Source organism: Erysipelatoclostridium sp. AM42-17 (assembly GCF_003480255.1).
Classification (GTDB): domain Bacteria; phylum Bacillota_I; class Bacilli_A; order Erysipelotrichales; family Coprobacillaceae; genus Faecalibacillus.
Genome location: NZ_QUIN01000005.1, coordinates 60,330 through 86,839 on the forward strand (window position 1 = coordinate 60,330; position 26,510 = coordinate 86,839).

At 29.7% G+C, this 26,510-nt stretch carries 26 protein-coding genes and 1 pseudogene; 24 read left to right on the forward strand and 3 right to left on the reverse strand.

Going from position 1 to position 26,510, the window contains the following annotated elements; translation table 11 throughout:
• From DW911_RS03480 to DW911_RS03495, 4 genes are read left to right on the forward strand one after another with little or no spacing between them, the layout of a single operon-like run.
• Positions 1–1,170: a DUF58 domain-containing protein gene (locus tag DW911_RS03480; RefSeq protein ID WP_118431574.1), complete on the forward strand. Its 1,170-nt coding sequence runs from the start codon at positions 1–3 to the stop codon at positions 1,168–1,170.
• A 14-nt stretch (positions 1,171–1,184) separates the two neighbouring features.
• Positions 1,185–3,503 carry a transglutaminase domain-containing protein gene (locus DW911_RS03485; protein WP_118607470.1) on the forward strand — a complete coding sequence of 773 codons (2,319 nt, stop codon included), beginning with the start codon at positions 1,185–1,187 and terminating at the stop codon, positions 3,501–3,503.
• Complete coding sequence (locus DW911_RS03490; RefSeq protein ID WP_118431570.1) at positions 3,493–5,004, forward strand: HD domain-containing phosphohydrolase; 1,512 nt, start codon at positions 3,493–3,495, stop codon at positions 5,002–5,004. Before DW911_RS03485 ends, DW911_RS03490 begins: the two co-directional genes overlap by 11 nt.
• Complete coding sequence (locus DW911_RS03495; RefSeq protein ID WP_118431568.1) at positions 5,004–5,351, forward strand: Hpt domain-containing protein; 348 nt, start codon at positions 5,004–5,006, stop codon at positions 5,349–5,351. Before DW911_RS03490 ends, DW911_RS03495 begins: the two co-directional genes overlap by 1 nt.
• A 22-nt stretch (positions 5,352–5,373) precedes the next feature.
• On the opposite strand, the gene DW911_RS03500 is transcribed toward DW911_RS03495, so the two are convergent.
• Positions 5,374–7,011, reverse strand: a complete 1,638-nt coding sequence (locus DW911_RS03500) for a sensor domain-containing diguanylate cyclase (protein WP_118431566.1) — start codon at positions 7,009–7,011, stop codon at positions 5,374–5,376.
• Positions 7,012–7,169: 158 nt separating this feature from the next.
• Between DW911_RS03500 and DW911_RS03505 the strand changes: the two genes are divergently transcribed.
• The 8 genes from DW911_RS03505 to DW911_RS03540 all read left to right on the forward strand — a co-directional run bounded on the left by DW911_RS03505 (position 7,170) and on the right by DW911_RS03540 (position 13,264).
• On the forward strand, positions 7,170–8,045 hold the full coding sequence (locus DW911_RS03505) for a DMT family transporter (protein WP_118431564.1): 876 nt from the start codon (positions 7,170–7,172) through the stop codon (positions 8,043–8,045).
• A complete protein-coding gene (locus DW911_RS03510) occupies positions 8,046–9,275 on the forward strand; it encodes a D-alanyl-D-alanine carboxypeptidase family protein (protein ID WP_118607471.1) in 1,230 nt (409 codons plus the stop codon).
• A gap of 89 nt (positions 9,276–9,364) precedes the next feature.
• Positions 9,365–10,018, forward strand: coding sequence for an HAD family hydrolase (locus DW911_RS03515; protein ID WP_118431560.1), 654 nt, complete (start codon positions 9,365–9,367; stop codon positions 10,016–10,018).
• Positions 10,002–10,445, forward strand: coding sequence for a DUF523 domain-containing protein (locus DW911_RS03520; protein WP_118607472.1), 444 nt, complete (start codon positions 10,002–10,004; stop codon positions 10,443–10,445). Before DW911_RS03515 ends, DW911_RS03520 begins: the two co-directional genes overlap by 17 nt.
• 3 nt (positions 10,446–10,448) lie before the next feature.
• Complete coding sequence (locus DW911_RS03525) at positions 10,449–11,384, forward strand: type I phosphomannose isomerase catalytic subunit (protein WP_118607473.1); 936 nt, start codon at positions 10,449–10,451, stop codon at positions 11,382–11,384.
• A complete protein-coding gene (locus tag DW911_RS03530; protein ID WP_118431558.1) occupies positions 11,384–11,671 on the forward strand; it encodes a hypothetical protein in 288 nt (95 codons plus the stop codon). The genes DW911_RS03525 and DW911_RS03530 overlap by 1 nt, the downstream gene beginning before the upstream one ends.
• A gap of 90 nt (positions 11,672–11,761) precedes the next feature.
• Positions 11,762–12,883 carry an Ldh family oxidoreductase gene (locus DW911_RS03535; RefSeq protein ID WP_118431557.1) on the forward strand — a complete coding sequence of 374 codons (1,122 nt, stop codon included), beginning with the start codon at positions 11,762–11,764 and terminating at the stop codon, positions 12,881–12,883.
• A gap of 9 nt (positions 12,884–12,892) precedes the next feature.
• Positions 12,893–13,264: a VOC family protein gene (locus DW911_RS03540; protein ID WP_118431555.1), complete on the forward strand. Its 372-nt coding sequence runs from the start codon at positions 12,893–12,895 to the stop codon at positions 13,262–13,264.
• A gap of 35 nt (positions 13,265–13,299) precedes the next feature.
• Here DW911_RS03540 and DW911_RS03545 read toward each other — a convergent pair whose 3' ends face one another.
• Positions 13,300–13,989, reverse strand: coding sequence for an MBL fold metallo-hydrolase (locus DW911_RS03545; RefSeq protein ID WP_233542992.1), 690 nt, complete (start codon positions 13,987–13,989; stop codon positions 13,300–13,302).
• On the reverse strand, positions 13,976–14,707 hold the full coding sequence (locus DW911_RS03550; protein WP_118431551.1) for a YebC/PmpR family DNA-binding transcriptional regulator: 732 nt from the start codon (positions 14,705–14,707) through the stop codon (positions 13,976–13,978). Before DW911_RS03550 ends, DW911_RS03545 begins: the two co-directional genes overlap by 14 nt.
• A 133-nt stretch (positions 14,708–14,840) precedes the next feature.
• Here DW911_RS03550 and DW911_RS03555 point away from each other — a divergent pair, with 133 nt between their 5' ends.
• From DW911_RS03555 to DW911_RS03600, 12 genes and pseudogenes are all read left to right on the forward strand, one after another.
• A complete protein-coding gene (locus DW911_RS03555) occupies positions 14,841–15,920 on the forward strand; it encodes an NAD(P)/FAD-dependent oxidoreductase (protein WP_118431549.1) in 1,080 nt (359 codons plus the stop codon).
• On the forward strand, positions 15,914–17,488 hold the full coding sequence (locus DW911_RS03560) for an NAD(P)/FAD-dependent oxidoreductase (protein WP_118431547.1): 1,575 nt from the start codon (positions 15,914–15,916) through the stop codon (positions 17,486–17,488). The genes DW911_RS03555 and DW911_RS03560 overlap by 7 nt, the downstream gene beginning before the upstream one ends.
• Positions 17,479–18,030, forward strand: coding sequence for a manganese efflux pump MntP (locus tag DW911_RS03565; protein ID WP_199589035.1), 552 nt, complete (start codon positions 17,479–17,481; stop codon positions 18,028–18,030). Before DW911_RS03560 ends, DW911_RS03565 begins: the two co-directional genes overlap by 10 nt.
• Positions 18,031–18,093: 63 nt before the next feature.
• A complete protein-coding gene (locus tag DW911_RS03570) occupies positions 18,094–19,497 on the forward strand; it encodes a TrkH family potassium uptake protein (RefSeq protein ID WP_118431545.1) in 1,404 nt (467 codons plus the stop codon).
• An 11-nt stretch (positions 19,498–19,508) separates the two neighbouring features.
• The gene (locus tag DW911_RS03575; protein WP_118431543.1) at positions 19,509–20,174 is read left to right on the forward strand and encodes a potassium channel family protein; all 666 of its coding nucleotides are present in this window, start codon (positions 19,509–19,511) and stop codon (positions 20,172–20,174) included.
• Between the two features lie 162 nt (positions 20,175–20,336).
• Positions 20,337–21,137 carry an NAD-binding protein gene (locus DW911_RS11075; protein ID WP_233542994.1) on the forward strand — a complete coding sequence of 267 codons (801 nt, stop codon included), beginning with the start codon at positions 20,337–20,339 and terminating at the stop codon, positions 21,135–21,137.
• Between the two features lie 26 nt (positions 21,138–21,163).
• Positions 21,164–21,316 (forward strand): annotated as a pseudogene (locus DW911_RS11080) (NAD-binding protein); the annotation flags it as partial.
• 6 nt (positions 21,317–21,322) lie between these two features.
• Complete coding sequence (locus tag DW911_RS11085) at positions 21,323–21,697, forward strand: TrkA C-terminal domain-containing protein (protein ID WP_233542996.1); 375 nt, start codon at positions 21,323–21,325, stop codon at positions 21,695–21,697.
• An 86-nt stretch (positions 21,698–21,783) separates the two neighbouring features.
• Positions 21,784–23,070, forward strand: a complete 1,287-nt coding sequence (locus DW911_RS03585) for a TrkH family potassium uptake protein (protein WP_233542998.1) — start codon at positions 21,784–21,786, stop codon at positions 23,068–23,070.
• 53 nt (positions 23,071–23,123) lie between these two features.
• Positions 23,124–24,296 (forward strand): deoxyguanosinetriphosphate triphosphohydrolase family protein, encoded by a 1,173-nt coding sequence (locus DW911_RS03590; RefSeq protein ID WP_118607475.1) that lies wholly within the window; start codon positions 23,124–23,126, stop codon positions 24,294–24,296.
• A gap of 62 nt (positions 24,297–24,358) precedes the next feature.
• Positions 24,359–24,685 carry a cyclic-di-AMP receptor gene (locus DW911_RS03595; RefSeq protein WP_118431537.1) on the forward strand — a complete coding sequence of 109 codons (327 nt, stop codon included), beginning with the start codon at positions 24,359–24,361 and terminating at the stop codon, positions 24,683–24,685.
• Positions 24,686–24,738: 53 nt separating this feature from the next.
• Complete coding sequence (locus tag DW911_RS03600) at positions 24,739–26,355, forward strand: bifunctional folylpolyglutamate synthase/dihydrofolate synthase (protein WP_118607476.1); 1,617 nt, start codon at positions 24,739–24,741, stop codon at positions 26,353–26,355.
• Positions 26,356–26,510: the final 155 nt, after the last annotated feature.

Genomic DNA, 26,510 nt, shown 5'->3' on the forward strand with positions numbered 1-26,510 from the left:
ATGAAAAAAGCAAGAATTTTATATGGAATGATTGTTCTTTTTACTCTCAGTGCTATGATTTATAGCCAATATCGATATTTTATAGCTTTGCTTATCATAGAAGCCATATTTCCAATTTTATTATATATGTTATTGAAATATGATTTAAATCATATTTCAATTCATTATTTAGGTGATTCTAATGGCTGGGTTGATGAAGATATTCATTTATATTTAGAAGTGATAAGTACAACTCTTTTTGCTATAGGAAGTGTTGAGTTTAATATTGCTTATCATAATATTGTTTTTGATGATTGTCGTACATTCCATTATCATCAAAACTTAAACCGTCATTCAACTCAAATTCCTTGTTCATTTAAAGCAAAACTTTGTGGCGATGTAACCATGACATGTAAAGAAGTCTATTTTTATGATTTATTTGGTCTATGCCGTATTCGTTTTCCTTTTAGCCAAAGGCAAAATATGACGATTATTCCTGAAAAATTAAAAATAGATATGACAAGAAAAAAAGATTTATCTTATTTTAAAGAGGGGAATCATGATTATTTACTACAAAAAGGATTTGACATGAGTGATATTTATGATTTAAGAAATTATCATGATGGTGATGATATACGTCATATTCATTGGAAGTTATCAGCTAAAATGCAACAAATGCTTTTAAAAGAAGGAAGTCATAATAGTAGTATTAATACGGTTATGTTAGTTGATATTGGTTTATATCAGCATCAAAAAAAACTAGATCCTGTTAAATTATCTCATGCTCTATCTTATGCAATGTCTTTAAGTGAGACCTTGATTCAACAAGGACTTCCTCATTATATTGTGGTATCTCATAGTGAAAAAATGAGTTGGATACCGGTATTAGGGATAGATGATTTAAATTATGCTAGAACATTATGGCTATGTTCACCTTTACAAAAGAATAATGGGACAACGCTACCATTATTTTTAAGTGAACAATATGAATTACCTTTTTCAAAAATGCTTTATTTTACTGTAGGTGATTTTATCTCAGATATAAATGTAGTATCTCAAGATATGGATTTAACAGCAATCACTGTTAAAGATTCTATTGATGATGTCAAATCATTAAAGAAAGGAACAGTTCAATTTATTGAGTTACCAAGTTCTCATTTAACACAAAATATATATCATTTTGATATTTAAGAAAGGAGGAAACCATGCAGTTACTCACAAAAAATGCAAAGAAGACTGTAAATCAAAAAGTTAATATTTATCATTTTATATTAAATCTCATATGGATTGCAGGTTTTCTCTTTTTCTATCAGTCAATAACAGGTTTAAACATAAGTTATTTAGGAATAATTTCTTTAGCTATTTTGAGTCTTTATACTTTAATAGACTATATGATGCATAGTAAAAAAAGTAAAATCATGATTTCTGTCATAGCACTTATAGTGATCATTTTATTTATACCGTTTATTTATCGAGGATTGTTAGGTTTAGTACAATGTATTATTCATTTATATAATATCAAGTATGAAGATGCTTTTAATCTTACAATGACAATTCAAACAAGTAACTTAGATATGATGATTTTTACTTTATTTTTCTTATTGCTGATTTGTTATTATGTATATCGATGTATTAAAAATAGATCTCTTATTTTTATTCATATTTTATTTTTTATTGTTATTTTTGCTTCAATGTGGTTAGGTGTATTCTCCTATATTGTCATGGGATTGATGACATTGAGTCAAGTTGGCTTATGGATCATGAATTATAATGATTTTATTAGTTGGCGTATTAGAATATGGCTTATGAGTTTTATGGCAGTATTTATAGCTTTAACGTCTATTTTTTCATATCGTGATGAACAAACAATAGGGATTATAAAAAATATGACAGCATCAAAGATAGATACTTTGCGTTATGGTGAAGATACCCTGCCTAAAGGAGATTTAACTCAGGCTACCAATATTCATCTAGATGATGAAATTCGTTTAAAAGTATCGACTTTACAGATTAAGGATTTCTATTTAAAAGGATATGTAGGAAGTCGTTTAGTTGATAATAAATGGACTGATTTAAAGAGGGCTGATTACAATGGTAATCACCAAGGTATGTTAAATTGGTTAGAAAGTAAAGGCTTTTATACAACACAACAGTTCAATCAATATTTATCATATGATCATAGTCAAGATATAAAAAGCAATGAACTTACAATAGAGAATGTTGCCGCTAATAGAAAATACTACTATGCTCCTTATTCTATAGATTATTTATCACGAAAAAATGTTACTCAAGTTAAAGATCAAAATCTTGTATCGACTACTTTATTTGGTAGTGATAATTATGATTATCAAGAATATTCACAAAACCTTCCTTGTGAATTATTAAATACAACGGATCTGACAAAACAAGCGCATCCAAGCAAAAAGTTAGTGAAATATAATAAAAGTGAAAATATTTATCGTCAATTTGTTTATGATAAATATTTAGATGTTGATCATTCATTACTTTCTTCTATTCAATCTTTATTTGATCAACAACAATTTAAAAACACAGGGATTTATTCTGTAAGTCAACATATTCGTTCTATCTTAAGTCAAAATATGACTTACAGTGAAAAGAGTATCCATCATAAAAATAAAAATGAATTGCTTGCGTTTTTGAATGAAACAAGACAAGGAAATGATGTTTTATTTGCAAGTGTGGGAGTTGAAGCTTTTCGTTATTATGGAATTCCAGCACGTTATGTAGAAGGATATTTAGCTAAAAGTAGTAGTTTTAATAAACAAGGGAAAGTCACTTTAACTTCTAAGAATGCTCATGCTTGGGTAGAAGTCTATTTTGATGGAATTGGCTGGATGCCAATTGATGTTACACCTGGCTATTATTATGATACTTATGCCTTAATGAGTATGTTAGATCAATCACAGGGAGTTAAAGAAGCATCAGCTAAAAAAGATGATTCTAAAAAGGCTAAGGCAGTTGATAACCAAGGCAGTTCATCTGTGATTAAACAAGCAAAAAAGGTTATACAAAAATTAGAAAATATTTTTATTGGTTTTGCTTTCTTTTTAGGCATTATTCTTATTATTTTTGTTATAATATTAGAAATGAGAAGAACACTATATCAAATGAAACTTTATCGCTTATATAGACAATCATCTCAAGATCAACAAACACGGATACTCTACTTAATTATCAAACAGATACTCGCAATTTATGGAGTTGAATGTTATGTTGGCTGGAAAGATCAAGAAAATGACCAATTACTTTTACATAAACAGATGATACATGAAGGGGAATATTTAAGAGTTATTCATTTGTTAAAAAAGTTTTTCTATGGTGAGAAGTCTTTAGAAGTTTATGAGTTTAATATTATTTCTAGATTTGTAGAAACATTGTATCAGCACAAAAAAAATGTTTCTTTATATCAAAAATGTAAATTACATTTTGTTTTGGTAAGTAAGAAACTCTTTAAACAAATTGATAATATGAATAATAAGGGAGGTAAACAGCTTGAAAAGTAAGCAGACAATACTCATTGTTGATGATTCTTTGTTGAATCGAGAATTACTGTCAGACATTTTATATCAGTATGCTATTTATGAAGCTGATGATGGTAAGGAAGCTATTGATATAATTCATTCATATCAAGATCAAATTTCACTTATCTTGTTAGATGTATCAATGCCTAAAATGGATGGCTTTGATGTTTTAGATTATTTAAATAAAAATCAATTAATTGAAAAAATACCGGTCATGATTATTTCTGTTGATAATGACCCAGAAACGATTGAAGAAGCCTTTAGTAAAGGGGTCGTAGATTATATTACTCGCCCTTTTTCTTCAAAAATTATATTAAATCGAGTAAAGAATACACTCATGATTTATGCTAAGCAAAAGATGCTTATTTCTTTGGTAAGTAAACAAGTAACAGAAAGACAAAGATCTAATAATATCATGTCTTTAATATTAAGTCATATTGTTGAATCAAGAAATGGTGAAAGTGGTTTACATGTTCTTAACGTAAGAATGTTAACACAACAATTATTGAAAGTTTTAATGGAAAAAACGGATCGTTATCATTTGAGTCATAAAGATATTAATGAAATTGCGACAGCATCTACTTTACATGATATCGGTAAAATGGTTATACCAGAATCTATTTTAAATAAACCATCTAGATTAACTGATCAAGAGATGAAAATTATGCAGTCTCATGCTATCGAAGGGGCTAAAATGATTAAAGATTTACCATTCTATCAAAATGATCACTTTGTAGAATATGCTTATCAAATATGTCGTTGGCATCATGAAAGGTTTGATGGTCGTGGTTATCCCGATGGTTTAAAGGGTGATGATATTCCCATTGCTGCACAAGTGGTATCTCTTGCAGATGCTTATGATGCCCTTACTAGTATTAGAGTTTATAAAAAAGCATTTGATCATCAAGTGGCTTTACAAATGATTAAAGAAGGGCAATGTGGTCAATTTAATCCATTATTATTAGAATGTTTAATGAGCATTGAACCTGCGATTAAAAAAGATGAAATTGCACATATACTGTCAGAAAATAACAAACAAGATATAGAAAATGAAATTAGGGATTTATTGAATGATGGTCAAGTATTTTATGATGATGGTACATTACAAATGATAGATTATGATCACGAAAAAACAGATTTCTTTTATCAATATTCTAAAGAAATCCGTTTTGAATATTCAATTATGCCACCGGTGCTCCATTTATCAAAATGGGGTAGTCAACAATTACAATTACCAGAAAAAATATCTAATCCACTTATTTATATAAAAGATCATCATATTTTAGATGACAAACAATTAGATGAATTAAAAGAAAAAGTGAAACATTTAAGCTTTTATCATCCAATATGTAAACATCATCTATGCTTAAATACAAATGATAAACAGGATACTTTAGATTTAGTTATTCGTGGGGTATTTGATCGTCATGATCGTAATCGATTAACTCATATAATTGCTACGAGTAATAAGGAGGAACGATAATGAATTTAAAAGAAGCATATCAACAATTTGGTGGAGACTATCAAGGAGTCATGACACGTTTACAAAATGAAGAAATGATAACCAGACTTGCGAAAAAGTTTATTGATGATGAGTCTTATCAAAGTTTAAAAGAAAATTTAGAGAAGAATAATATAGATGAAGCTTTTCGTTTTGTTCATACTTTAAAAGGTATTTGTTCTAACTTTGGTTTTAATGATTTATATGAATCAAGTTGTTTACTAACAGAAGAATTAAGAAATCGTCAAACTGAACATGTTGAAGAGTACTTTAAAAAGATAACAAATGATTATGAAAAAGTTATTCAAGCATTAAAACAACTAGATTAAAAAAATCTCTCTTATGAGAGATTTAGAGGATGTGATTGGTTACAGTGTAACAATCACGTCCTTTTTTCTTAGCTTTATATAAAACATTATCAGCTGCTTTAAAGATTTGAGTGTAGGAATATTTTTCTTGACTGTAGAAGCATCCCATTGAAATCGTAGCGTGATAATCTGTTTGAGGATAAGAAATATTTTTAATACCCTCATTAATGTGTTGACATAATTCATTGACTTTAGATGGATTAACATGGCTAAAGAAGACTACGAATTCATCACCACCCATTCTAATGATAATGTCATCTTTCTTTTTTAAATCAATAAAGTATTGTGAAATAGAAATAAGTACCTGATTACCGAAAAGATGACCATATGTATCGTTGACACCTTTAAAATGATCAACATCAAAAACAATAAAGGCATAAGTTTCATCTGGATCTTTAATAGAAAGATAATCTTCAATTTTCATTGAACCTGTTTCTAAATTATAAAGATGAGTAAGGGGATCACGTTCTGCTTTTTGTTTTAATACATTATTTTGTTGCCATTCTTCAGTAATATTTTTTGCTGTTGCTAAAACAATAATTGGTCGATTTAAATTATCATAAATAATATGAGAATCAATTCTTTTAATAAAATAATGTTTATTTCCTCGCATATGCTCTCGAATAATGATAGGACCAGGTATTTTACGAGTAAACAAACTAATTAAAGCAGGTTTATCTTCGTCAAAGACTGTAGAGCGACTTGATTGAATGTAATCTAGATAATGATTATAGATTTTCTTTTTATCCTCTTCTTGAATATCAATAATCATTTGATCATCATCAATACGATATTCTAGAATCGCAATAGAATTATCTTTTAATATCATTTGATATTTCTCTTTTTGTACCAATAAATCTAATTCATTTTGCTTGATAGAATTAACATCACTAATCAACATATCAAAAATAATTTGAAGTGAAGAATCAAGTATAATCTGTCCTTGTTCAATAACCCAAATATAATCACCATTCTTCTTTCTTAGACGATATTCATTTTGTAAGCGATGATGAGACATTGTTGCTTGTTGTAATACTTCTTTAAAAGATTTAACATCATCAGGATGAATTAATTCGATAAAATGATGCTGACAAGTCGTTAATAATTCATCATGGTCATGATATCCTAGCATATCAACAAAACACGAGTTCATCTCTTTAATTGTCAAGTTTTCATCATAATTGAATTTACATGATGAAACAATATTTAAATATTCATTAGTATTGGTATCTTGAATACTTTGATGACGCATAGAAAATGAAGTGTGAATATGTTTAATTTTAATTTGATCATCATGAATCTTATATAAAATAGTATAAAAATGTTTCGTTTCTTGTTTAAATTGTTCTAAATGTAAAAGATATTCTCCTTCAACAAGACACATAGATTCATTTTTTTCAATAATATGACAATGATATTGATCAAGCTGATAAGAAATGTGTGTTTTTTTAAGTTTATTGATTTGCAAAAGAATATCATTTTTATAACAAACATGATCAAGATATGGTGAAAAACCAGATGTAGATTCATCAAAGCATGAATATAAAAAAGATTCATCTTGTAGATGATAAATATGATCTAAAATTTGAAATGTTAAATCAGAATAATCGAATACCCTCATAATCACATACTCCTTTGATACTATATAAAATATTATATCACAAGCTATCCTATTATCAATTAAGCAAAGATGTAATTATTATATAATTTAAAAAAAGATTTTAATGAAAAATGAGTAAAGATGTGGTATGATTTGTTGGATTATGTAAGGAGAAAAGAATGAAACGAAAAGGTATAGGACAATTCATGCTCATCATGGCCGCTTTGATATGGGGTAGTTCTTTTGTTGTAATGAAAGATGCTGTCAGCAATTTACCTACACCTATGTTGCTTTGTATTCGTTTTACATTAGGAACATTATTTATGATTTTATTATTTTTTAAACAAATCAAGACAATTTGTTTAAAGGATCTAAAAGGTGGTCTTTTAGCAGGAATCGCTTTATATTTGGCTTATACAGTACAAACAATAGGGCTTACTATGACTACACCAGGGAAAAATGCTTTTTTAACAGCTGTGTATTGTGCCATTGTGCCTTTTTTAGTATGGCTTTTAGAAAGAAAAAAACCTGATCGTTTTCAAATGATGGCTGCTTTGATGTGTTTTGTTGGTGTTGGGATGGTATCTTTAGATAGTTCTCTAACGATGAATAAAGGAGATTTTCTTACTTTAGTAGGAGGCTTCTTTTATGCTTTACATATGATTGTTGTTAAGCGTTTTATGAAAGAAACATCACCAGTTAAACTTACAACAATGCAGTTTTTTATGGTTGCTTTACTTTCTTTTGTTCAAGCCGTTTTTGTTGGTGATTTATATAGCTTAAAATTAATTCACAGGGATATGATTTTACAGTTATTTTATCTTGCTTTTTTTGCAACTACTTTGGCTTTATTGTTTCAAAATATGGGACAAAATTTAGTAAGTGAATGTCAGGCTTCGATATTACTTAGTTTAGAATCTGTTTTTGGTGTATTTTTTTCAGTACTATGTGGTCAAGAATATTTAAATGGACAAATAGTTTTTGGATTTATTATTATCTTTTTTGCGATTATTATATCGGAAACAAAGTTATCGTTTTTAAGGGGGAAAGGATAGATGAAAAAGAAAATATTTTCTGTCATGTTGTTTTTTACAATGATGATTTCGGGGTTAGTACCCGTATATGGTTTTGAAAGTCCTGATTTAGGAATCAGTGGACAAAGTGCTATTATGATTGATCAAGATAGTGGTCAAGTCATTTATGATAAAAATGCAAATAATCGTATTTATCCAGCAAGTATTACTAAAATTGTAACTTGTATTACAGCAATTGAAATGATTAAAGATTTTAATGCGACAACAACTATTACTGATGATGATATCGCAACAGTATGGGAAACTGGTGCCAGTGCCGCTAACTTTATGCCAGGTGAAGTAGTTACTTATCGTGATTTAATTATGGGAGCAATGCTTCCTTCTGGTGCTGATGCAACACGTGCTTTAGCTAATAATACTTGTGGTAATCAAGAAAAATTCGTTGAAAAAATGAATCAATTAGCTTCTAAGTTAGGATGTAAAGATACTCATTTTGTCAATACAACAGGTATTCATGATGATAATCATTATACGACTGTTGCTGATATGGCTTTATTGACTCAATATGCTTTAAAAAATGAAGATTTTAAAGAAGCATTTAATCGTTATCAGTATACAAGTTCAAATTCACAACATTCATGGGTTAAAAAGAATATTAGAAATGCTAAAATTCGTGGTGTTGATACAACGATGATTGAAGGATGTAAAAGTGGTTTTACTGATGAAGCCCAACATACTTTATCTAGTTTATTAAATATCAATGATCATCATTATATTTGTGTAGTGGCTCATTGTCAAAATAGCCCAACTTATGGTAACTGTGCTGTTAATGATACCCTTACTTTAGCTAACTATGTAGGAAGTCATTATCAATATGTTGAACTTCATAAACAAGGTGATCATTTAGCTAATAAAAAAGTCACTCAAGGTAAACAAAAGACTTTAAAAGTTGTTGCTCCTGAAAGCATTGGTGCTATTGTTCCTACAGGATATAATGAAAAAGATATAAAAGAAAAAGTGAGTATCAAAACATTAAAAGCCCCTCTTAAAAAAGGTGATGTCATTGGAACAATGACAATCACTTATCAAAATGAACAATTATCGACAATTAATTTGACTAGTCAACAAACAATTAAAAAAGTAAAACCAAAACCTCAAGCACATGTTTCTTCTATTTTGATGCCTTATGGTTTAGCTGTTGTCTTAATTATTGTTTATATTATCATATTTAAAATTAAACCAAAAAAATAATCTCTATCACTTCTTATGAAGTGATATTTTATTGTATAATCAATTCGTTGTGATAGAATATGAAAAGAATAATAAATAAAGGAGTGAGAATGATGAATACCCTTATATTTGATTTAGATGGAACTCTTGTAGATTCCTTAGAAGATTTAGCTCATACAACAAATCTTGTATTAGAAGAATATGGATTTAAAACACATGAATTAGAAAAATATCGTCATTTTGTTGGTAATGGTGCGACCAAATTAATAGAAAGAGCCTTACCAGATGATCATAAAGATTTAGTTAATGAAGCCAGAGCTCGTTTTGATAAGCTTTATGCACTTCATTGCTTAGATCACACAGTGCCTTATCCTGGAATGAAAAAAGTCATTGATGATTTAAAAGAAGCCGGTTATCATTTAGCGGTGGTAACTAATAAGCCAAAAGCTCATGCTGTTAAAATTGTTAAACATTTATTCCCAGATACTTTTGAATATGTTTTTGGAAATACTCCTTATCAACCTAAAAAACCAGATCCTACATTGGTTGTTTTAGCGATGAACCTAATGGATGTAAGCAAGCATGATGTTTTTTATGTCGGTGATAGTGATGTCGATATTCAAACAGCAATCAACGCTAAAGTCAAATCAATTGGTTGTAGTTGGGGATTTAGAGGTAAAGCAGAGTTATTAAAAGCAGGTGCTAACTTTGTTGTTGATCATCCTCATGAAATTAAGGAGATTATTGATGATCGCCGTAAGTAGTTGTCTTGCTGGTATTAATTGTACATATGCCGGAAAGAATAACCTTCAAGAAAAAATAAAAGAGTTAGTTGATCAAGGTGAAGCGATTGTCGTTTGTCCAGAAGTATTAGGTGGTTTACCGATACCACGTACTCCTTGTGAAATCATTGGTAATCAAGTTATTGATCAAAATGGCATTGATCGAACATATGAATATCAATTAGGTGCTAAAAAGGCGTTAGATATTTGTTTGAAACATCACGTTACTACTGTTATTTTAAAAAGTAAAAGTCCTAGTTGTGGTAAAGATCAAATTTATGATGGAACATTTTGTCATAAGTTAGTAAATGGACAAGGAATATTTGTAAAATTACTTCAAGAAAAGGGAATAATGGTTTATAATGAAAATGATATTGATACTTTTTTAAAAGAAAGAGAAAAGAGGTAAACTATGGGACATATTTTATGGGTAAAACCTGTATTTCATGAAAAAATCTGGGGTGGACATCGTTTAAGAGATGTTTATGGTTATGATATTCCTAGTGATCAAACTGGAGAATGTTGGGCACCATCCGCACATAAAAATGGGGATAATACGATTATTGAAGGTGAATTTGCTGGAAAAACATTATCTCAAGTATTTGATGAACATCGTGAATTGTTTGGAAATATCAAAGATAAAGAATTTCCTTTATTAGTTAAAATTATTGATGCCTGTGATGATTTATCAGTTCAAGTTCATCCTAATGATGAATATGCTGGTATCCATGAAAATTCGTTAGGTAAAACTGAATGCTGGTATGTATTAGGTACTGAAGAAAATACTAAAATGGTCATGGGACATCATGCTAAAACAAAAGAAGAATTAGTTAAAGCAATTGAAAATGATGATTATGATCATTTATTAAATTCTTTTAAAATCAAAGAAGGAGATTTTTTCTATATTCCTAGTGGTACAATTCATGCTATTTGTAGTGGATCATTAATTTATGAAGCACAACAATCATCAGACATTACTTATCGTGTTTATGATTATCATCGTAAAGATAAAGATGGTAATGAAAGAGATTTACATGTTAAACAATCTATAGATGTAACAACTGTACCTTACCAACCCTATGATTTAGCTAATCAAGTAGTGGAAAATATTGAAAATGGAACACGTACTTTAATGGTTTCATCAGAATTTTTAACATTAAATAAATATGATTTAACTGGTAAAAATACAATTAAAAATGATAAACCATTCCAATTAGTAAGTATTATTAAAGGTCAAGGAACAGTGGATGGAAAAGAAGTTCGTTTAGGAGATCACTTTGTTGTATGTTCAGATCAAACAGAAGTTGTTTATGATGGTGATATGACAGTGATGATTTGTACATTATAATGAAATGTAGACATTGTAGTTATGAATTTAAAGATTCATCATATGCTTATAAATCAAGACAACGTTGTCCTAAGTGTGGAACAATTTATCAAATTCATTTCCCTTCAGGGGTTGGCTTTATTCCTGCTATTATTTCAGTAGTTCCAGCATTATATATGGTATTAGGATTAAAGTTTTCAATTTTAGTTGGCTTGAGTGTCTTTATTCTATTTTATTGGCCTATTGATATTATTATGAATATCATACTTATTTATAAAAATCAGTATAACTTGGAAGAAATAAAATAATTATTTCTTCTTTTTTTAATTTTGATACAAATTGACGAATTTACAATTATATGATAGTTTATTTTTATAAATTATATTGGGGGAAAATAAATGGCACATTTAAAATTTAAGTATGAAACTTTAAATGCTTTTTGTAATGAAGCGTTTGAAAAATTTGGTTTTACTAAAGAAGAAAGTCAAATTATTACGGATGTATTATTATTATCGGATATTTATGGAATTGAATCGCATGGAATGCAACGATTATCAAGATATCATAAAGGAATTGAAAAAGGTTTAATTCATGTTGATGCCAAACCTGAAGTTGTATTTGAAACACCGGTTTCAGCAGTTATTGATGGTCATGCCGGAATGGGACAATTAATTGGTCGTTTTGCAATGGAAAAATGTATTGAAAAAGCAAAACAAACAGGAATGGCAGTTGTAACAGTACGTAATTCTAACCATTATGGAATTGCAGGATATTATGCAAAGATGGCTTGTGATCAAGGATTAATGGGGATGTCTTTTACTAATTCGGAAGCCATCATGGTTCCTACATTTGCTAGAAAAGCGATGCTTGGATCTAATCCTATTGCTATTGCTATGCCAGCAAAACCTTATCCATTTTTCTTTGATGCTTCGACAACTGTTGTTACTCGTGGAAAATTAGAAATGTATCGAAAAGCTGAAAAAGAATTACCAGAAGGTTGGGCTTTAGATAAAGATGGAAATCCTTCAACTGATGCCCCAGATGTTTTAGATAATATTGTCAATAAAGTCGGTGGGGGGATTATGCCTTTAGGTGGTTCTACTGAACAATTAGGAAGTCATAAAGGATATGGTTATGGTATGCTTTGTGAAATCTTCTGTTCGATTTTATCTCAAGGGTTAACTTCTAATCATACACATATCGGTGGTGTTGGTGGAACATGTCATGGTTTTATCGCTATTGATCCAAAAGTATTTGGTAATCCAGAAGATATAGAAAATCATTTATCAACATTCTTACAAGAATTAAGGGATGCTCCTAAAGCCAAAGGACAACCACGTATTTACACTCATGGTGAAAAAGAAATTGAAGCTGTAAAAGATCGTCAAATTAATGGTATTGATGTTGATGTAAAAACTGTACTAGAAATGAAAGATTTATCAAAATATGTAGGTGTTGATTTTGAAAAATATTTTGGTGACTTAGATATTGATGATCAAAACTATCATACTGTTTATTAGGAGAAATATATGAAATTTAGATGTATTCACTGTAATATTAATGTTACTAATTTAAATGAAAGTATTGAGTTTTATAAAAAAGCATTAAATATGCAAGTTGTAAGAGAAAAAGAAGCCAGTGATGGTAGTTTTAAACTTGTTTATTTAAATGATGGACAAAGTGATTTTGAAATAGAATTAACATGGTTAAAAGATCATCCTCAAGCATACGAATTAGGGGAAAATGAAAGTCATATTTGTTTTGAAGTAGAAGACTTTGACCAAGCTCATCAATTACATCAAGATATGGGATGCATTTGTTTTGAAAATACTGCTATGGGATTGTATTTCATTCATGATCCGGATGATTACTGGTTAGAAATCATTCCTAGTAAAAAATAATGAAAAAACACTTTATCTGTAATAGGTAAAGTGTTTTAATTTAATGTCCAAATTTGATGACGCTTTCCTATTTTAAAAATGGAATATTGATTAAGAGGTGGTAAATCAAGAAGTTGAGACATTTCTTTATGATGAGAAAAACAATGCATTGGAAAAACATATTGAGGCTTCATATGACTTAAAATATAATTCATACCATCACTAGCGTGATTTTCTAAACGAATGTCTAAAGGAATCATCATGATATCAAAATGAATATCTTTAATGGAATTGATTTCCTGTTTAAAGATTCTTTCTTGATCATCTAGAAAGTCTTGAGGTTCTCCTTCCCAGTTCCACCAGTTTAAATCACCGGCATGATAAATCGTTTTATTTTCTACATTAACAACAAAAGCGACGCCTTCATCAGTAGATAAAAGTGTTTTAATTGAAAGATCATCTATATGATATGTTTGATGAGGCTTAACTTTAAAACCATCGTGATCAATATCATCGGATAGGATATAGGTAATAGAAGGATGCTTGAAGTTAAAAATATCAGGATTATAGTGGTCTTCATGACGATGGCTAGAAAAGACATAAACTTTTTTATGAGGATCTAAATGATCAATGGCTCCTTTAAAATAATCAAAGATGAGAATATGTTTTTCTAATTCAACAACAAAACCACTATTAAATAAATAAGTAACTTTCATAAAAAAAGAGAGAGAATTATTCTCCCTCATAGTTTGAAACGTTATGATAGATTTTATCTACATCATCACATTCATTTAATAAATTCATTAAACGTTCAAATAGAGCCATATCTTCACCTTCAAGCTCAACATAATCTTGAGGTGCTGTTGTAATTTCTTCAACATCGAATTCAGCATCAGGACATGCAGCTTCAATAGCATCTTTCATTTTATATAAATCAGTAGGTGCACCTGTTAATTCGATTGTTCCATCTTCATGAGCTTCGATTTCTTGACAATCTGCATCACCTTCCATTAAAGCTTCTAAAGTTTGTTCTTCATCTAATCCTTTAAAAGTTAAAATAGAGAAAGTATCATATAAATAAGATACAGAACCTTCATTTCCTAATTTTGCTTTTGATTTAGTAAAAGCAGGACGTACTTGTGAAATAGTACGATTAATATTATCAGTTAAACATTTAACAATAACTGTTGAACCATTTGGACCATATCCTTCAAAAGTTTTTTCTTGATAGTCTTCAGTGGCACCACTTTTTACTTTATCAACTGCACGTTTAATAACATCTGCAGGGACTTGTTCTTTTTTTGCTTTAGCGATTAATCTTCTTAAAGCTAAGTTACCATCAGGATCTGTTCCTCCTGCTTTTGCTGCTAAAAAGATTTCTTTTCCATAACGAGAATATAATTTTGCTTTTGCAGCAGCTGTTTTAGCCATGGCTACTTTACGCACTTCATGCGCTCTTCCCATATATAATTCCTCCTTATTGTCTTAAATACTTTGTAATTATACTCTTAACATCATGCTTTTTCAAGGTTTGACATTTTATAAATGATATAAATATAGTATAATAAGGCAAGATAAAAAATGAAAGGGTGAAATCATGGAAACAATTATTGTTGTTGGCGGAGGTGCTAGTGGTTTAGTCGCTGCTGGAATATTATCACAAAGTGATAATTATGATGTGATTATTTTAGATCAGGCAAGTAAACTCGCAAGAAAGGTTTTAGCCAGTGGAAATGGGCGTTGTAATCTCTCACATACTCCCATTACAATGGATCACTATAATACAAACCATCCTTTAATTACAAAGATTGTTAAAGAATTTGATGTTGTTGAATTTTTTAAAAAGAATAAAATGATGGTTAGATATGACCATGAGCTCATTTATCCTTATTCTTTATCTAGTTTAACTGTTAAAAATACATTGTTAAGTGCTTTAAAGGATGTTTCTATTATTACTGACTGTACAGTTTATCAAATTATCAAAAATAATCAGTATGAAGTTAAAACCAATCAAGGAACATATTACGGTGATAAAGTTATTATTGCTAGTGGTTCACCAGCCAGTGAACTATCAGGTGTCCATAATTTAGATATGTTAAAAGATTTTTCAATTAAAATTATTCCTTTTAAAGAAAGTTTAGTGCAATTAGAAACGAAGCCAGTTTATAAATCATTAAAAGGACAACGGGTCAAATGCAAAGCTTCTTTATATGATCATAATAAAAAAATAGATGAAGTATCTGGTGAAGTTTTATTTACTGATTATGGCTTATCAGGAATTTGTATTATGCAATTATCTAGACATATTTATCGTTTGAAACAGCCAGTTATTCATTTGGATTTATTACCTGAATATGATTTATCTTTGTTGAAAGATTATCAAATTGAAGGACTTTATCATGAAAAAGTGGCTAAAGTAATCATTGAAAAGCAACTTAATATTAAAGATTTATCTTTTAAAGTAGAAAAGAGTCACGGTATGAAACATGCCCAAGTATGTCATGGGGGAGTTTCTTTAGATGAAATAGACCATCATCTACAATTAAAAAAGTATCCCGGTATTTATGTTATTGGTGAGGCTTTAGATGTTGATGGTGATTGTGGTGGATATAATTTACATTTTGCTTTTGCTAGTGGCGAATATGTGGCAAGGGCAATCAAGGAGGAAATATGTTAAAAATAAGTGATGTAAGTATAGATTTAGATCAACATGATTATAAAGGAAAGATTGCATCTATGTTGAATCTTAGAAAATCAAAGATTCATCATGTCAAATTAGTTAAACAAGGCGTTGATGCTAGAAGAAAAAATCATGTTCATTTTAATTGTGCTTTTACATTTGAAACTGAAAATGAAGCGCAAGTTATCAAAAATAATCCTAAAAAGAAATTAACTGTGGTTAAAGATTATCATTATCCACTTTTAAAACCAAATCATCAAAAAGTAGTTGTTGTTGGAAGTGGTCCGGCTGGGTTGTTTTGTGCCTATAATCTAGCGAGAAGTGGTCAAAAAGTAACCTTGATTGAAAGAGGAAAACCGGTTGATCAAAGAAAAAAAGATATTGATACTTATTTAAATACCGGAAAACTTAATATACAAAGTAATGTTCAATTTGGGGAAGGAGGCGCTGGTACTTTTTCTGATGGTAAATTGACAACGGGAGTTAAAGATCATCGTGCCCGTTTTATTTTAGAAACTTTTGTTAAACATGGTGCTCATGATGATATTTTGTATCTAAATAAACCACATATTGGAACAGATGTTTTAATTGAAGTTGTTAAAAATATGCGTGAATATATTATTAATCATCAAGGAGAAGTTTTATTTGAAACAACTTTAACTGATATCAATATTGAAAATAATAAAATCGAAAGTATTGTTATGAAACAAAATAATGAAATGAAAGTCATGCCGGTTGACCAACTTGTTTTAGCAATAGGGCATAGTGCTCGTGATACATATCAAATGCTTTATCAAAAAGGTATCAATATGGATGCGAAAGCTTTTGCGGTTGGTTTACGAATTGAACATTTACAACAATTTATTAATGAACATCAATATGGTCGTTTTGCTAATCATCCTGCTTTAAAAGCTGCTGATTATAAGTTAGCTGTTAAAACGAGTGAAGGTAGAGGTGTTTATAGTTTTTGTATGTGTCCAGGTGGTGAAGTGATGAACGCATCAAGTGAAATAGAAAGTGTTGTTGTTAATGGTATGTCTAATTATAAACGTGATGGAAAGTTTGCTAATAGTGCTATTTTAGTGACAGTCAATCCTAGTGATTTTAAAGATGATCATCCTTTAGCTGGAATTGCTTTTCAACGTCAATTAGAACATCAGGCTTTTATTTTAGGTGGTAAAGATTATTCGGTACCAGTACAAAAAGTAGAGGACTATTTAAATGATACTTTTAATGAAGAAGATGTTGAATGCAGTGTAAAAAGAATTAAATATGCCCCATTAAACGAATTATTTCCAAGCTTCTTGAATAAGAATTTAAAAGAAGGCTTAGCCTTAATGAATCAAAAGTTTTCTGGTTTTACATCCAATGCTTTATTATTAGGTGTAGAATCTAGAAGTTCTGCTCCAGTACGCTTTGAACGTCATCAAGATTATCAAAGTAATATTGAAGGAATTTATCCAATCGGTGAAGGTGCTGGATATGCTGGAGGAATTATGTCAAGTGCAATTGATGGTTTAAAATGTAGTGAAATGTTAATGAGGGGAAATGATAAGTGTCAATAATTGAACTGATTTTTATTGGTTTATCATTAGCGATGGACGCCTGTGCTGTATCTATGATTTATGGCATGATGCCATCGCTTTTTCTTTATCAAAGATTATTTATTACGAGTTATTTTGGCTTTTTTCAAGCTATGATGACTTTTATTGGTTATCATTTAGGATGTTTATTTGCTGATAAAATTGCTAAAATAGATCATTATGTTGCTTTTATTCTATTATTTATTTTAGGTTTAAATATGATTAAAGAATCTTTTGAACAAGAAAGTCAAAATCAATTTATTATTGAATGGAAGTCTTTGACTTTACTTGCTCTTGCTACAAGTATAGATGCTTTAGCAATTGGTGTTACTTTTGCTTTTTTAGAAGTTCATCTTTATTTATCTGTGATTTTAATTGGTTTAACAACCTTTCTGGTTTGTATGATGGGAAGTTATGTAGGTACATTTATTGGAAAAAGATTTCAAAATCATGCTGTTTTTTTAGGCGGTATTATTTTGATTATTTTGTCTTTTAAAGTCTTAATTGATCATTTCTTTTCTTAAAAATAAATTGTATTTGTTTAATTTGTGTGATTGGTATATGATATAGTCATTGGAGGAAGGAAAATGATAGCTGAATCTGTTATTTCAAAAGTTAAAAAACAAAATCATATGTTACCAACAAGACAGATTGCATTAAGCTTTTTAGGTGTCATCTTTGTAGGATCATTGCTTTTATCTTTACCTATTGCTAATGCAAAAACATCAACAAGTTATATCAATCATTTGTTTATTGCGGTTTCAGCAACATGTGTAACCGGACTTGTCACGGTTGTACCAGCTCAGCAGTATACCTTGTTTGGTCAAATTGTCATTATGATTATGATTCAAATAGGAGGATTAGGTTTTTTAACTTTTCTATATATTTTATTAATTAAAATTAAGCGTAAGCTCACTTTAAATAGTAAAATCGTATTACAAGAAGCTTTAAATCAAAGTTCCATGAATAAATTACCTCACTTTATCAAAAAAGTATTATGTTTTACTTTTGGGGTGGAAGCTATCGGTGCTATTTTATTATCAAGTCAGTTTATTAGTCGTTATGGTTGGATCAAAGGTATTTATTTTGGTATTTTTCATTCTGTTTCAGCTTTTTGTAATGCGGGATTTGACGTGTTAGGAAGTCAGTCAATGATGCCTTATCAAAATAATATGATAGTCAATTTAACGATAGATTTTTTAATTGTTGCAGGAGGATTAGGTTTTATTGTCTGGTTTGACTTAGCTGATAAAATAAAGAAGTATTTTAAATGTCGTCATCAAAATCGTCGTCCGCTGTTTAAGACACTGACAGTACATAGTAAAATTGTATTGACGATGACTTCATTTTTGATTGTATTTGCTGCTGTTGTCTTTTTTCTATGTGAAATGAATAATCCAAAAACGATAGGGAATCTATCACCATTTGATCAATTCCTTGCCTCATTATTCCAATCTATCACTTTAAGAACAGCAGGGTTTGCAAGTGTACCAATGGATTGTTTAAATGATGCAACAAAACTCATGATGTCCATTGTGATGTTTATAGGTGGTTCTCCAGCTGGAACAGCAGGAGGAATTAAAACAGTGGTTTTTGCGATAGCCATTTTGTTAGTTTATCATGTTTATTGTGGTCGAAAAGAAATAACGGTCTTTTCTAGAAGAATACCCAAACATGTGATATTAAGAGCATTTACTATTATGTTTATTTCTTTAATGATCACTTTTGTGGGAATATTTATTTTATCAATAAGTGAGCAAGCTCCATTTATTGATATTGTTTTTGAATGTGTATCGGCTTTTGCAACAGTGGGATTAAGTGCTTCACTTACTCCACAACTTACAATAGTGGGTAAAATTGTTATTATGATTTTAATGTTTATTGGTCGTATTGGACCAATTACAATGGTGATTTCTTTTGCCCGTAAGTCAAATATGCATGATGGTAAAAAAGAAATTATGTATTCAGATGGACATATATTATTAGGATAGGAGAGAGCATAATGAAGGGAAAACAATTTGCTGTATTAGGACTTGGAGTATTTGGTTCTACGGTAGCCACAACTTTAACGGATTTAGGTTGTGAAGTATTAGCAGTAGATAAAGATGTACGTTGTGTTGAAAGGGTAGCTGATCGTGTAACTAAAGCGGTTGTTGGTGATATTACTGATCGTGAAGAATTAGAAGAATTAGGTATAGGTGATTTTGATGCTGTTATTATTGGCGTTGGAAATCATTTTGAAGCAGCTGTTTTAGCGACAATGAATGTAAAAGATTTAGGAGCATCCTATATCGTAGCAAAGGCTAAAAATAAACCTAATATGCAAATTCTACAAAAGATTGGTGCTGATCGTGTGGTACGTGTTGAAAAAGAAATGGGTACCCGTATTGCTAAGTCATTACTGAGAAAGAATATTGTTGATTTAGTTGAGTTAGATGATGATCATTCGATTATTGAAATTAATGCACCACATCAATGGCTTGATAAAAAATTCATTGATTTAAATATTCGTCGTGTTTATAACATGAATGTTATTGGTATTAAACACGCCGGTGATGATCATTTAGTACTTAATATTGATCCTGAATATATTATTCAAAAGGGAGATCATTTTTTAGTACTTGGTATAACACATGAACTAGAAAGATTTGACTATATGACAGATTAAGATAGCAAAAGCTATCTTTTTTTGTAAGTAATTTTTTTTGTTATAATGAATAAAATTTATTTTTTCATTGGCAGTCATATAACGTTAAGATATGGTTAACAATGTTGAAATATATATACAATGAAAGTAAAATACAAATAGAGTAAGGAAGGCTGTATTTTTATGAAAATCATTGTTCTAGGGGCTGGTAAAGTCGGTAAGACTTTAATTGGTCATATGGCAAACGAGGATCATGATATTATTGTTGTTGATCAAAATGCTAAAAAAGTAGAAGAAGTTGTTAATTTATATGATGTAATAGGGGTAGTTGGTAATGGTGGTTCTTATGATATTTTACAAGAAGCAGGAGCTCAAGATGCCAATTTAATTATATGTGTTACGGCTTCAGATGAACTCAATATTTTAGCTGGTTTAATGGCAAAAAGAATGGGAACAAGACATACGATTGCTCGTGTAAGAAATCCAGATTATTCTTCACAACGTGAATTTATGCGTAATGAATTAGGATTTTCAATGATTATCAATCCAGAATTAGAAGCAGCACATGAAATAAGACGTGCTTTATCATTTCCTTCAGTAACGAAAGTAGATACATTTTCTCAAGGTAAAGTGGAATTAGTAGAGTTTATTGTTGAATCTGATAGTCAGTTAGTTGGTCTTGCTTTGAATAATTTACATTTTATTACGAAAACGAATATTTTAGTTTGTGCAGTTAGCCATAATGAAAATGTGATTATTCCTGATGGTAATTATGTAGTCAAAGAAGGTGACCATTTATTTATTACGGGAACGCATCAAGATTTATCACATTTATGCTTAGATATTGGTGTGACGACAAGCCGAATTAAAAATGTGATGATTATTGGTGGGGGAAAAATTGCTTTTTATTTAACGAGATTACTCAGTGTTCAAGGAATTAAAGTTAAAATTATTGAAAAGATGCAAACAGATGTTTACAATTAGCACAGAAATTACCCTATGCAACTATTATTCATGGTGATGGAAGTGATGAAGAATTATTACAGGAAGAAGGTATTGAACGCTGTGATGCTATTTTAGCGTTAACAGGATTAGATGAAGAAAATATTGTTTTATCTTTACAAGCTAAAAAGTTATTTAATAAAAAGACCATTGCGAAAGTAACAAGAATGAACTATACAAGTTTATCTGATATCTTGACAGTTGATAGTATTGTCGCTCCTAAAAAGATTGTAGCGAGTCAAATTATTCGTTATGTCCGTGCAAAAGTGAATAAAGATGATGATTCGTGTGTCAAAACACTTTATAAGATTGTTGATGGTGAAGTAGAAGCGATAGAATTTAAAGTAACAAATAAATTTAAATATTTACATAAACCAATTAATAAAATGAAAGTGAAAGAACATGTATTAATTGCTGCAATATGTAGGGGTAGAGATGTTATTGTTCCTAAAGGGGACACCACAATTGAATTAGATGACAGTGTGATTGTAGTTTCACGTGGTGAAACAATGAAAACACTGAGCGATATTTTAAGAGGTTAAGCTATGAATAGAAGAATGATTGTTTTTGTAATAGGTAAATTATTATCTTTAACGGGATTATTAATGATGATTCCATTTTAGGAGTTATGATTTCAAGAAAGCCCCCTAAGAAAAAAAATATTTATGCTCGTGAAGGATTTGTTATTGTAGCGTTAAGCTGGATTTTAATTTCTGCCCTTGGTGCTGTGCCTTTAGTCTTAACACATGAAATTCCTCATTATATTGATGCTTTCTTTGAGATGGTTTCTGGTTTTACTACGACGGGGTCCTCTATTTTAACTAACGTTGAAGCCTTGAGTCATACAAGTTTGTTTTGGCGTAGTTTTTCACACTGGATAGGTGGTATGGGAATTTTGGTTTTTGTCATTGCTTTTGTACCGATTGCTTCGGGAAGATCAATGCATATTTTAAAAGCTGAAGTTCCTGGACCGGTTGTAGGTAAACTGGTTTCTAAAGTTCGCGCGACAGCACGTATTTTATATGTTATTTATGCAGCCATGACTTTTATTGAAGTAATTTTACTATTGGCTGGAGGAATGTCTTTATTTGATAGTTTACTTAATGCCTTTGGTACGGCAGGTACAGGTGGTTTTGCTATTAAGAATGCCAGCATTGCTGCTTATCATAGTGCTTATTTTGATTGGGTTATTACCATCTTTATGATCTTATTTGGTATTAACTTTAATTTATTTTACTTTGTTTTAATTGGTAAGATTAAAGATGCTTTAAGAAGTGAAGAATTGCATTATTATTTAGGTGTTATTTTAATTGCTATCATTATTATTACCATCAATATTTTACCAATGTATAATAATATATTAGATGCTATTCGCTATTCAAGTTTTACAGTTGGTTCAACCATTACAACAACTGGTTTTGTTGTATGTGATTATGATAAATGGCCACTTTTATCACAAATGGTTATTTTAATATTAATTTTTGTAGGAGCGTGTTCTAGTTCTACTGGTGGAGGAATCAAAATATCAAGAATTGTGATGTATTTTAAAAATGCTAAAAGAGAGTTAAAACAATCTTTACATCCTCACAGTGTTCAAACTATAAAATTTGAAAATCAGCCCATAGATCAAGGTGTTATTCGTTCTATTCATGGTTATTTAGTTATTTATTTGATTATCTTTGTTATTTCTTTACTTATTTTATCTTGTTTTAAAATTGATTTTACAAGTGCTTTTTCTGCAGTTGCGACATGTTTAAATAATGTGGGTCCAGGAATGAATGTTGTTGGACCAGTAGGAAATTTCTCATCATTATCAGATATTTCTAAACTTGTTCTTTCTTTTGATATGTTAGCAGGAAGACTTGAAATTTTCCCAATGCTTTTATTGTTTGCCCCAAGTACATGGCGTAAATAGTATAGATAATGATAAATGGGTTAAAATAAGCATATGATGAAGTAGGTGAAATCATGAAAAATGAAGAATATATTATTAAAAATACTTTAAGATTGACGAAAAAATATGATGATGGTTTATCTAAGTATGCAACCAAGAATAGTCAATGTATTAAAGTAAAAAATACAATCAAACCTCATGATGAATTTGATATTCGTTGGCCATATGAAGAAGATATTGATCGTATTTTATATTGTAAATCATATCAAAGATATGTTGATAAAACTCAAGCTTTATCTTTTTTTAGGAATGCTCATATTTCTAAAAGATCCATTCATGTTCAATGGGTAAGTCGTATTGCTAGACAAATAGGTAGAGGTTTAAATCTTAATTTAGATTTATTAGAAGCCATTGCTTTAGGTCATGATTTAGGTCATGCTCCTTATGGACATATTGGTGAAAAAGTACTTAATGAATTATTACAAGAAAAAGGGTTTGGTTATTTTTGTCATAATGCAAATAGTGTAAGAAATATTTTGTTTTTAGAACGAGAAGGTATCGGTTATAATGTTTCCTTACAAGTATTAGATGGTATTTTATGTCATAATGGTGAAATGCTCTCTAAAAAATATGTGCCTGATTTAGATAAAAATGTAGCTCAGTTTTGGCAAGAATATGAAGACTGTTGGCATCAAGAAGGAACCAGCTTGAAGATTAGACCCATGACTTTAGAGGGTTGTGTAGTAAGAATTTCTGATGTGATTTCTTATATTGGTAAAGATATTGAAGATGCAATTACGGTAGGTATCATTGAAAGAAGTGATCTGCCTGAATCAATAACACAAGTTATTGGTAATGATAATAAAAGTATTATTAATAAACTTATAGGGGATTTGGTGATTCACAGTTATCAAAAGCCTTATCTTAGATTTTCTAGTGAAGTTTTCGATGCTTTAAGTGCATTGTTAGATTTTTTAACAACGCATGTTCATCATCATCCTATTTTATTACAAGAAAATATTAAACTTGAACGAATGATTAAAGAACTATATCATGTTTATTATGACCAACTTGTATCCGGTGAAGACTCACCCATTTGTCGTTATGTTCATAAAATGTTACCAACATATCAAAAAAATGATCCTGCTTTAATTGTGAGTGATTGTATTTCGGGAATGACGGATAGTTATGTTTTAAGTGAATATCAAAGATTGTTTTTACCAATCCATCATGATGAAAAACTTTAATAAGTTTGTATTCAAGGACAGCAATTCGTGTTACAATAAAGTAAAGATAGGAGGTTACTTTTATGAAACTCATTATTGCGATTGTTAATTCAGATGATAGTTCTTCAGTACAAGGTGCTTTAACTGAAGCTGGATATTTTGTTACAAAACTATCAACAACAGGGGGATTTTTAAAGAAAGGAAATACAACTTTCTTCATTGGAACAAATCATGAAAAGGTAGATGAAGTCATTAATATTATAAAAGAACATTCTAAAAAAAGAGTGGAAAAAGAACCAACAGTACCACCAACAGAAATGGGAGAATTCTTTACTCCAATTATGGTAGATGTTTTAGTAGGTGGAGCAACAGTATTTGTTGTTGATGTTGATCGTTTTGAAAAATTCTAATAAAAAGTAGCGTTAGCTACTTTTTTTCATATATAATAGAAAAGGTGATAAAAATGGGGATAAAATTATTAAATAAAAAAAATTGGCAACAAGCCATAGTATTAGTCAATAAACAACTTGATAGTACAAATGATGAAACAGTAAAAAAACAATGGATGAAATACAACAACAAAGAATACTACATACATCCTACTGTACTTACATATTTAGATGATCAAGGGGGAATGATCTCTTTAAATATGAAAACAGGTTTTATTCATTTTTTACTAGGTAACAAACTGTCAAAAAAAGAATTATTACAAGTAGCGCTTGATTTGACAACAATTGATTTATATGCAATATATCAAACATCAGATATATCATTATATAAACAATTTGGTTTTGTTCAAGAACAAAACCAAGTTCATTATACAAGAGAAACTAAAAAACGTTTTGATAGCTATGAACAAGTCTGTCACTTTATAGCGAGTCAAAAAGATCGGGTTTATAGTTTAGATAACTTTAAACATTATATGCAAGCTTTACATAATCCACAATTAGCTTTAAATTGTGTTCATATTGGTGGGACAAATGGTAAAGGTTCTACTACAAACTATATAAGAGAAGTATTACAAGATAGTGGTTATAAAGTAGGAACATTTACTTCGCCAGCAATGTATTCAAGATTAGATATTATTAGAGTACAAAATCAATTTATTGATGATGCAACGATGGTAAGATTTGCTAATCGTTATGTTGATTTATGGCTAAAATATGAAATTAGTATGTTTGAAATTGAAGTCTTTATTGCTTTGATGTATTTTATTGAAAAAGGTGTCGATTTGGCTATTTTTGAAGTAGGTTTAGGTGGTAGTTTAGATGCTACGAATATTATTAGACCACTTGTAGCTGTTAATACCAACATTGGTATGGATCATGTCGATTATTTAGGACATACTTATCAAAGTATTGCCTATAATAAAGCAGGAATCGTTAAAGATGGAATTGATTATATTACAGGGGAAAGAAAAGCAGAATGTTTAGATGTTTTTAAAGAAGTATGTAAAAAGCATCATAGTAAGCTTATTCAAGTTCCTCAAGTACAAAATATTCAAGATGGTTATCAAGTAAGTTATGATTATCATGATTTACATATTGTTTTAAATACGCCAGCTCTTTATCAAGTTGATAATAGTATGCTTGCGATAAGTGTACTTGAATATTTAAAAGAACATAATGATTATCAGTTTAGTAAAGAAACATTACTTAAGGGATTATATGAAGCTTCTTGGCCAGGACGTTTTGAAAAGATTCATGAACACCCTTTAGTTATTTTAGATGGTGCACATAATAAAGAAGGAATTGCCCGTTTTGTAGAGGGAGCTAAAAAATACCAAGATATTAAAATTGTTTTTAGTGCTTTAAAAGATAAAGATACAAATCATATGATTGAACAATTGTTAACTTTAACAGATGATTTAACTATTACTCAGTTTCCTCATCCTCGTGGTACAACAGCTAAGGATTTAGCTAAAGATTATCCAGTCAAGATTGAAACAGATTTTAAAAAAGCTGTAGATGAAGCGTTTTGTCATCAAGGAACAGTTTTTATTACGGGTTCACTTTATTTTATTAGTCAAGTAAGACAATATTTACAAACAAAAGAAATGGTATCTAAAGAATTAAAGTAAAAGCCATTAAAATGTTTACAATATGTAAGGAGGCTTAGTTATCATGCAAGATATTTATTATTTTAATGGGCAGGATATTACAATGAATGTATGTATTCAAATTTGGATAGGTTACACTTTATTGGACAATTCTAAAGAGAACTGTTTATAATAAA

What these genes read in the sequence shown, in the direction of transcription:
- DW911_RS03575 (WP_118431543.1), top strand. Translation starts at nt 19,509, where the DNA reads ATGAAGGGAAAACAATTTGCTGTATTAGGACTTGGAGTATTTGGTTCT.
- DW911_RS03495 (WP_118431568.1), top strand. Translation starts at nt 5,004, where the DNA reads ATGAATTTAAAAGAAGCATATCAACAATTTGGTGGAGACTATCAAGGA.
- DW911_RS03525 (WP_118607473.1), top strand. Translation starts at nt 10,449, where the DNA reads ATGGGACATATTTTATGGGTAAAACCTGTATTTCATGAAAAAATCTGG.
- DW911_RS03585 (WP_233542998.1), top strand. Translation starts at nt 21,784, where the DNA reads ATGATTTCAAGAAAGCCCCCTAAGAAAAAAAATATTTATGCTCGTGAA.
- DW911_RS03600 (WP_118607476.1), top strand. Translation starts at nt 24,739, where the DNA reads ATGGGGATAAAATTATTAAATAAAAAAAATTGGCAACAAGCCATAGTA.
- DW911_RS03555 (WP_118431549.1), top strand. Translation starts at nt 14,841, where the DNA reads ATGGAAACAATTATTGTTGTTGGCGGAGGTGCTAGTGGTTTAGTCGCT.
- DW911_RS03560 (WP_118431547.1), top strand. Translation starts at nt 15,914, where the DNA reads ATGTTAAAAATAAGTGATGTAAGTATAGATTTAGATCAACATGATTAT.
- DW911_RS03545 (WP_233542992.1), bottom strand. Translation starts at nt 13,989, where the DNA reads ATGAGGGAGAATAATTCTCTCTCTTTTTTTATGAAAGTTACTTATTTA.
- DW911_RS11075 (WP_233542994.1), top strand. Translation starts at nt 20,337, where the DNA reads ATGAAAATCATTGTTCTAGGGGCTGGTAAAGTCGGTAAGACTTTAATT.
- DW911_RS11085 (WP_233542996.1), top strand. Translation starts at nt 21,323, where the DNA reads ATGAACTATACAAGTTTATCTGATATCTTGACAGTTGATAGTATTGTC.
- DW911_RS03500 (WP_118431566.1), bottom strand. Translation starts at nt 7,011, where the DNA reads ATGAGGGTATTCGATTATTCTGATTTAACATTTCAAATTTTAGATCAT.
- DW911_RS03535 (WP_118431557.1), top strand. Translation starts at nt 11,762, where the DNA reads ATGGCACATTTAAAATTTAAGTATGAAACTTTAAATGCTTTTTGTAAT.
- DW911_RS03510 (WP_118607471.1), top strand. Translation starts at nt 8,046, where the DNA reads ATGAAAAAGAAAATATTTTCTGTCATGTTGTTTTTTACAATGATGATT.
- DW911_RS03485 (WP_118607470.1), top strand. Translation starts at nt 1,185, where the DNA reads ATGCAGTTACTCACAAAAAATGCAAAGAAGACTGTAAATCAAAAAGTT.
- DW911_RS03480 (WP_118431574.1), top strand. Translation starts at nt 1, where the DNA reads ATGAAAAAAGCAAGAATTTTATATGGAATGATTGTTCTTTTTACTCTC.
- DW911_RS03530 (WP_118431558.1), top strand. Translation starts at nt 11,384, where the DNA reads ATGAAATGTAGACATTGTAGTTATGAATTTAAAGATTCATCATATGCT.
- DW911_RS03505 (WP_118431564.1), top strand. Translation starts at nt 7,170, where the DNA reads ATGAAACGAAAAGGTATAGGACAATTCATGCTCATCATGGCCGCTTTG.
- DW911_RS03515 (WP_118431560.1), top strand. Translation starts at nt 9,365, where the DNA reads ATGATGAATACCCTTATATTTGATTTAGATGGAACTCTTGTAGATTCC.
- DW911_RS03520 (WP_118607472.1), top strand. Translation starts at nt 10,002, where the DNA reads ATGATCGCCGTAAGTAGTTGTCTTGCTGGTATTAATTGTACATATGCC.
- DW911_RS03550 (WP_118431551.1), bottom strand. Translation starts at nt 14,707, where the DNA reads ATGGGAAGAGCGCATGAAGTGCGTAAAGTAGCCATGGCTAAAACAGCT.
- DW911_RS03540 (WP_118431555.1), top strand. Translation starts at nt 12,893, where the DNA reads ATGAAATTTAGATGTATTCACTGTAATATTAATGTTACTAATTTAAAT.
- DW911_RS03595 (WP_118431537.1), top strand. Translation starts at nt 24,359, where the DNA reads ATGAAACTCATTATTGCGATTGTTAATTCAGATGATAGTTCTTCAGTA.
- DW911_RS03590 (WP_118607475.1), top strand. Translation starts at nt 23,124, where the DNA reads ATGAAAAATGAAGAATATATTATTAAAAATACTTTAAGATTGACGAAA.
- DW911_RS03570 (WP_118431545.1), top strand. Translation starts at nt 18,094, where the DNA reads ATGATAGCTGAATCTGTTATTTCAAAAGTTAAAAAACAAAATCATATG.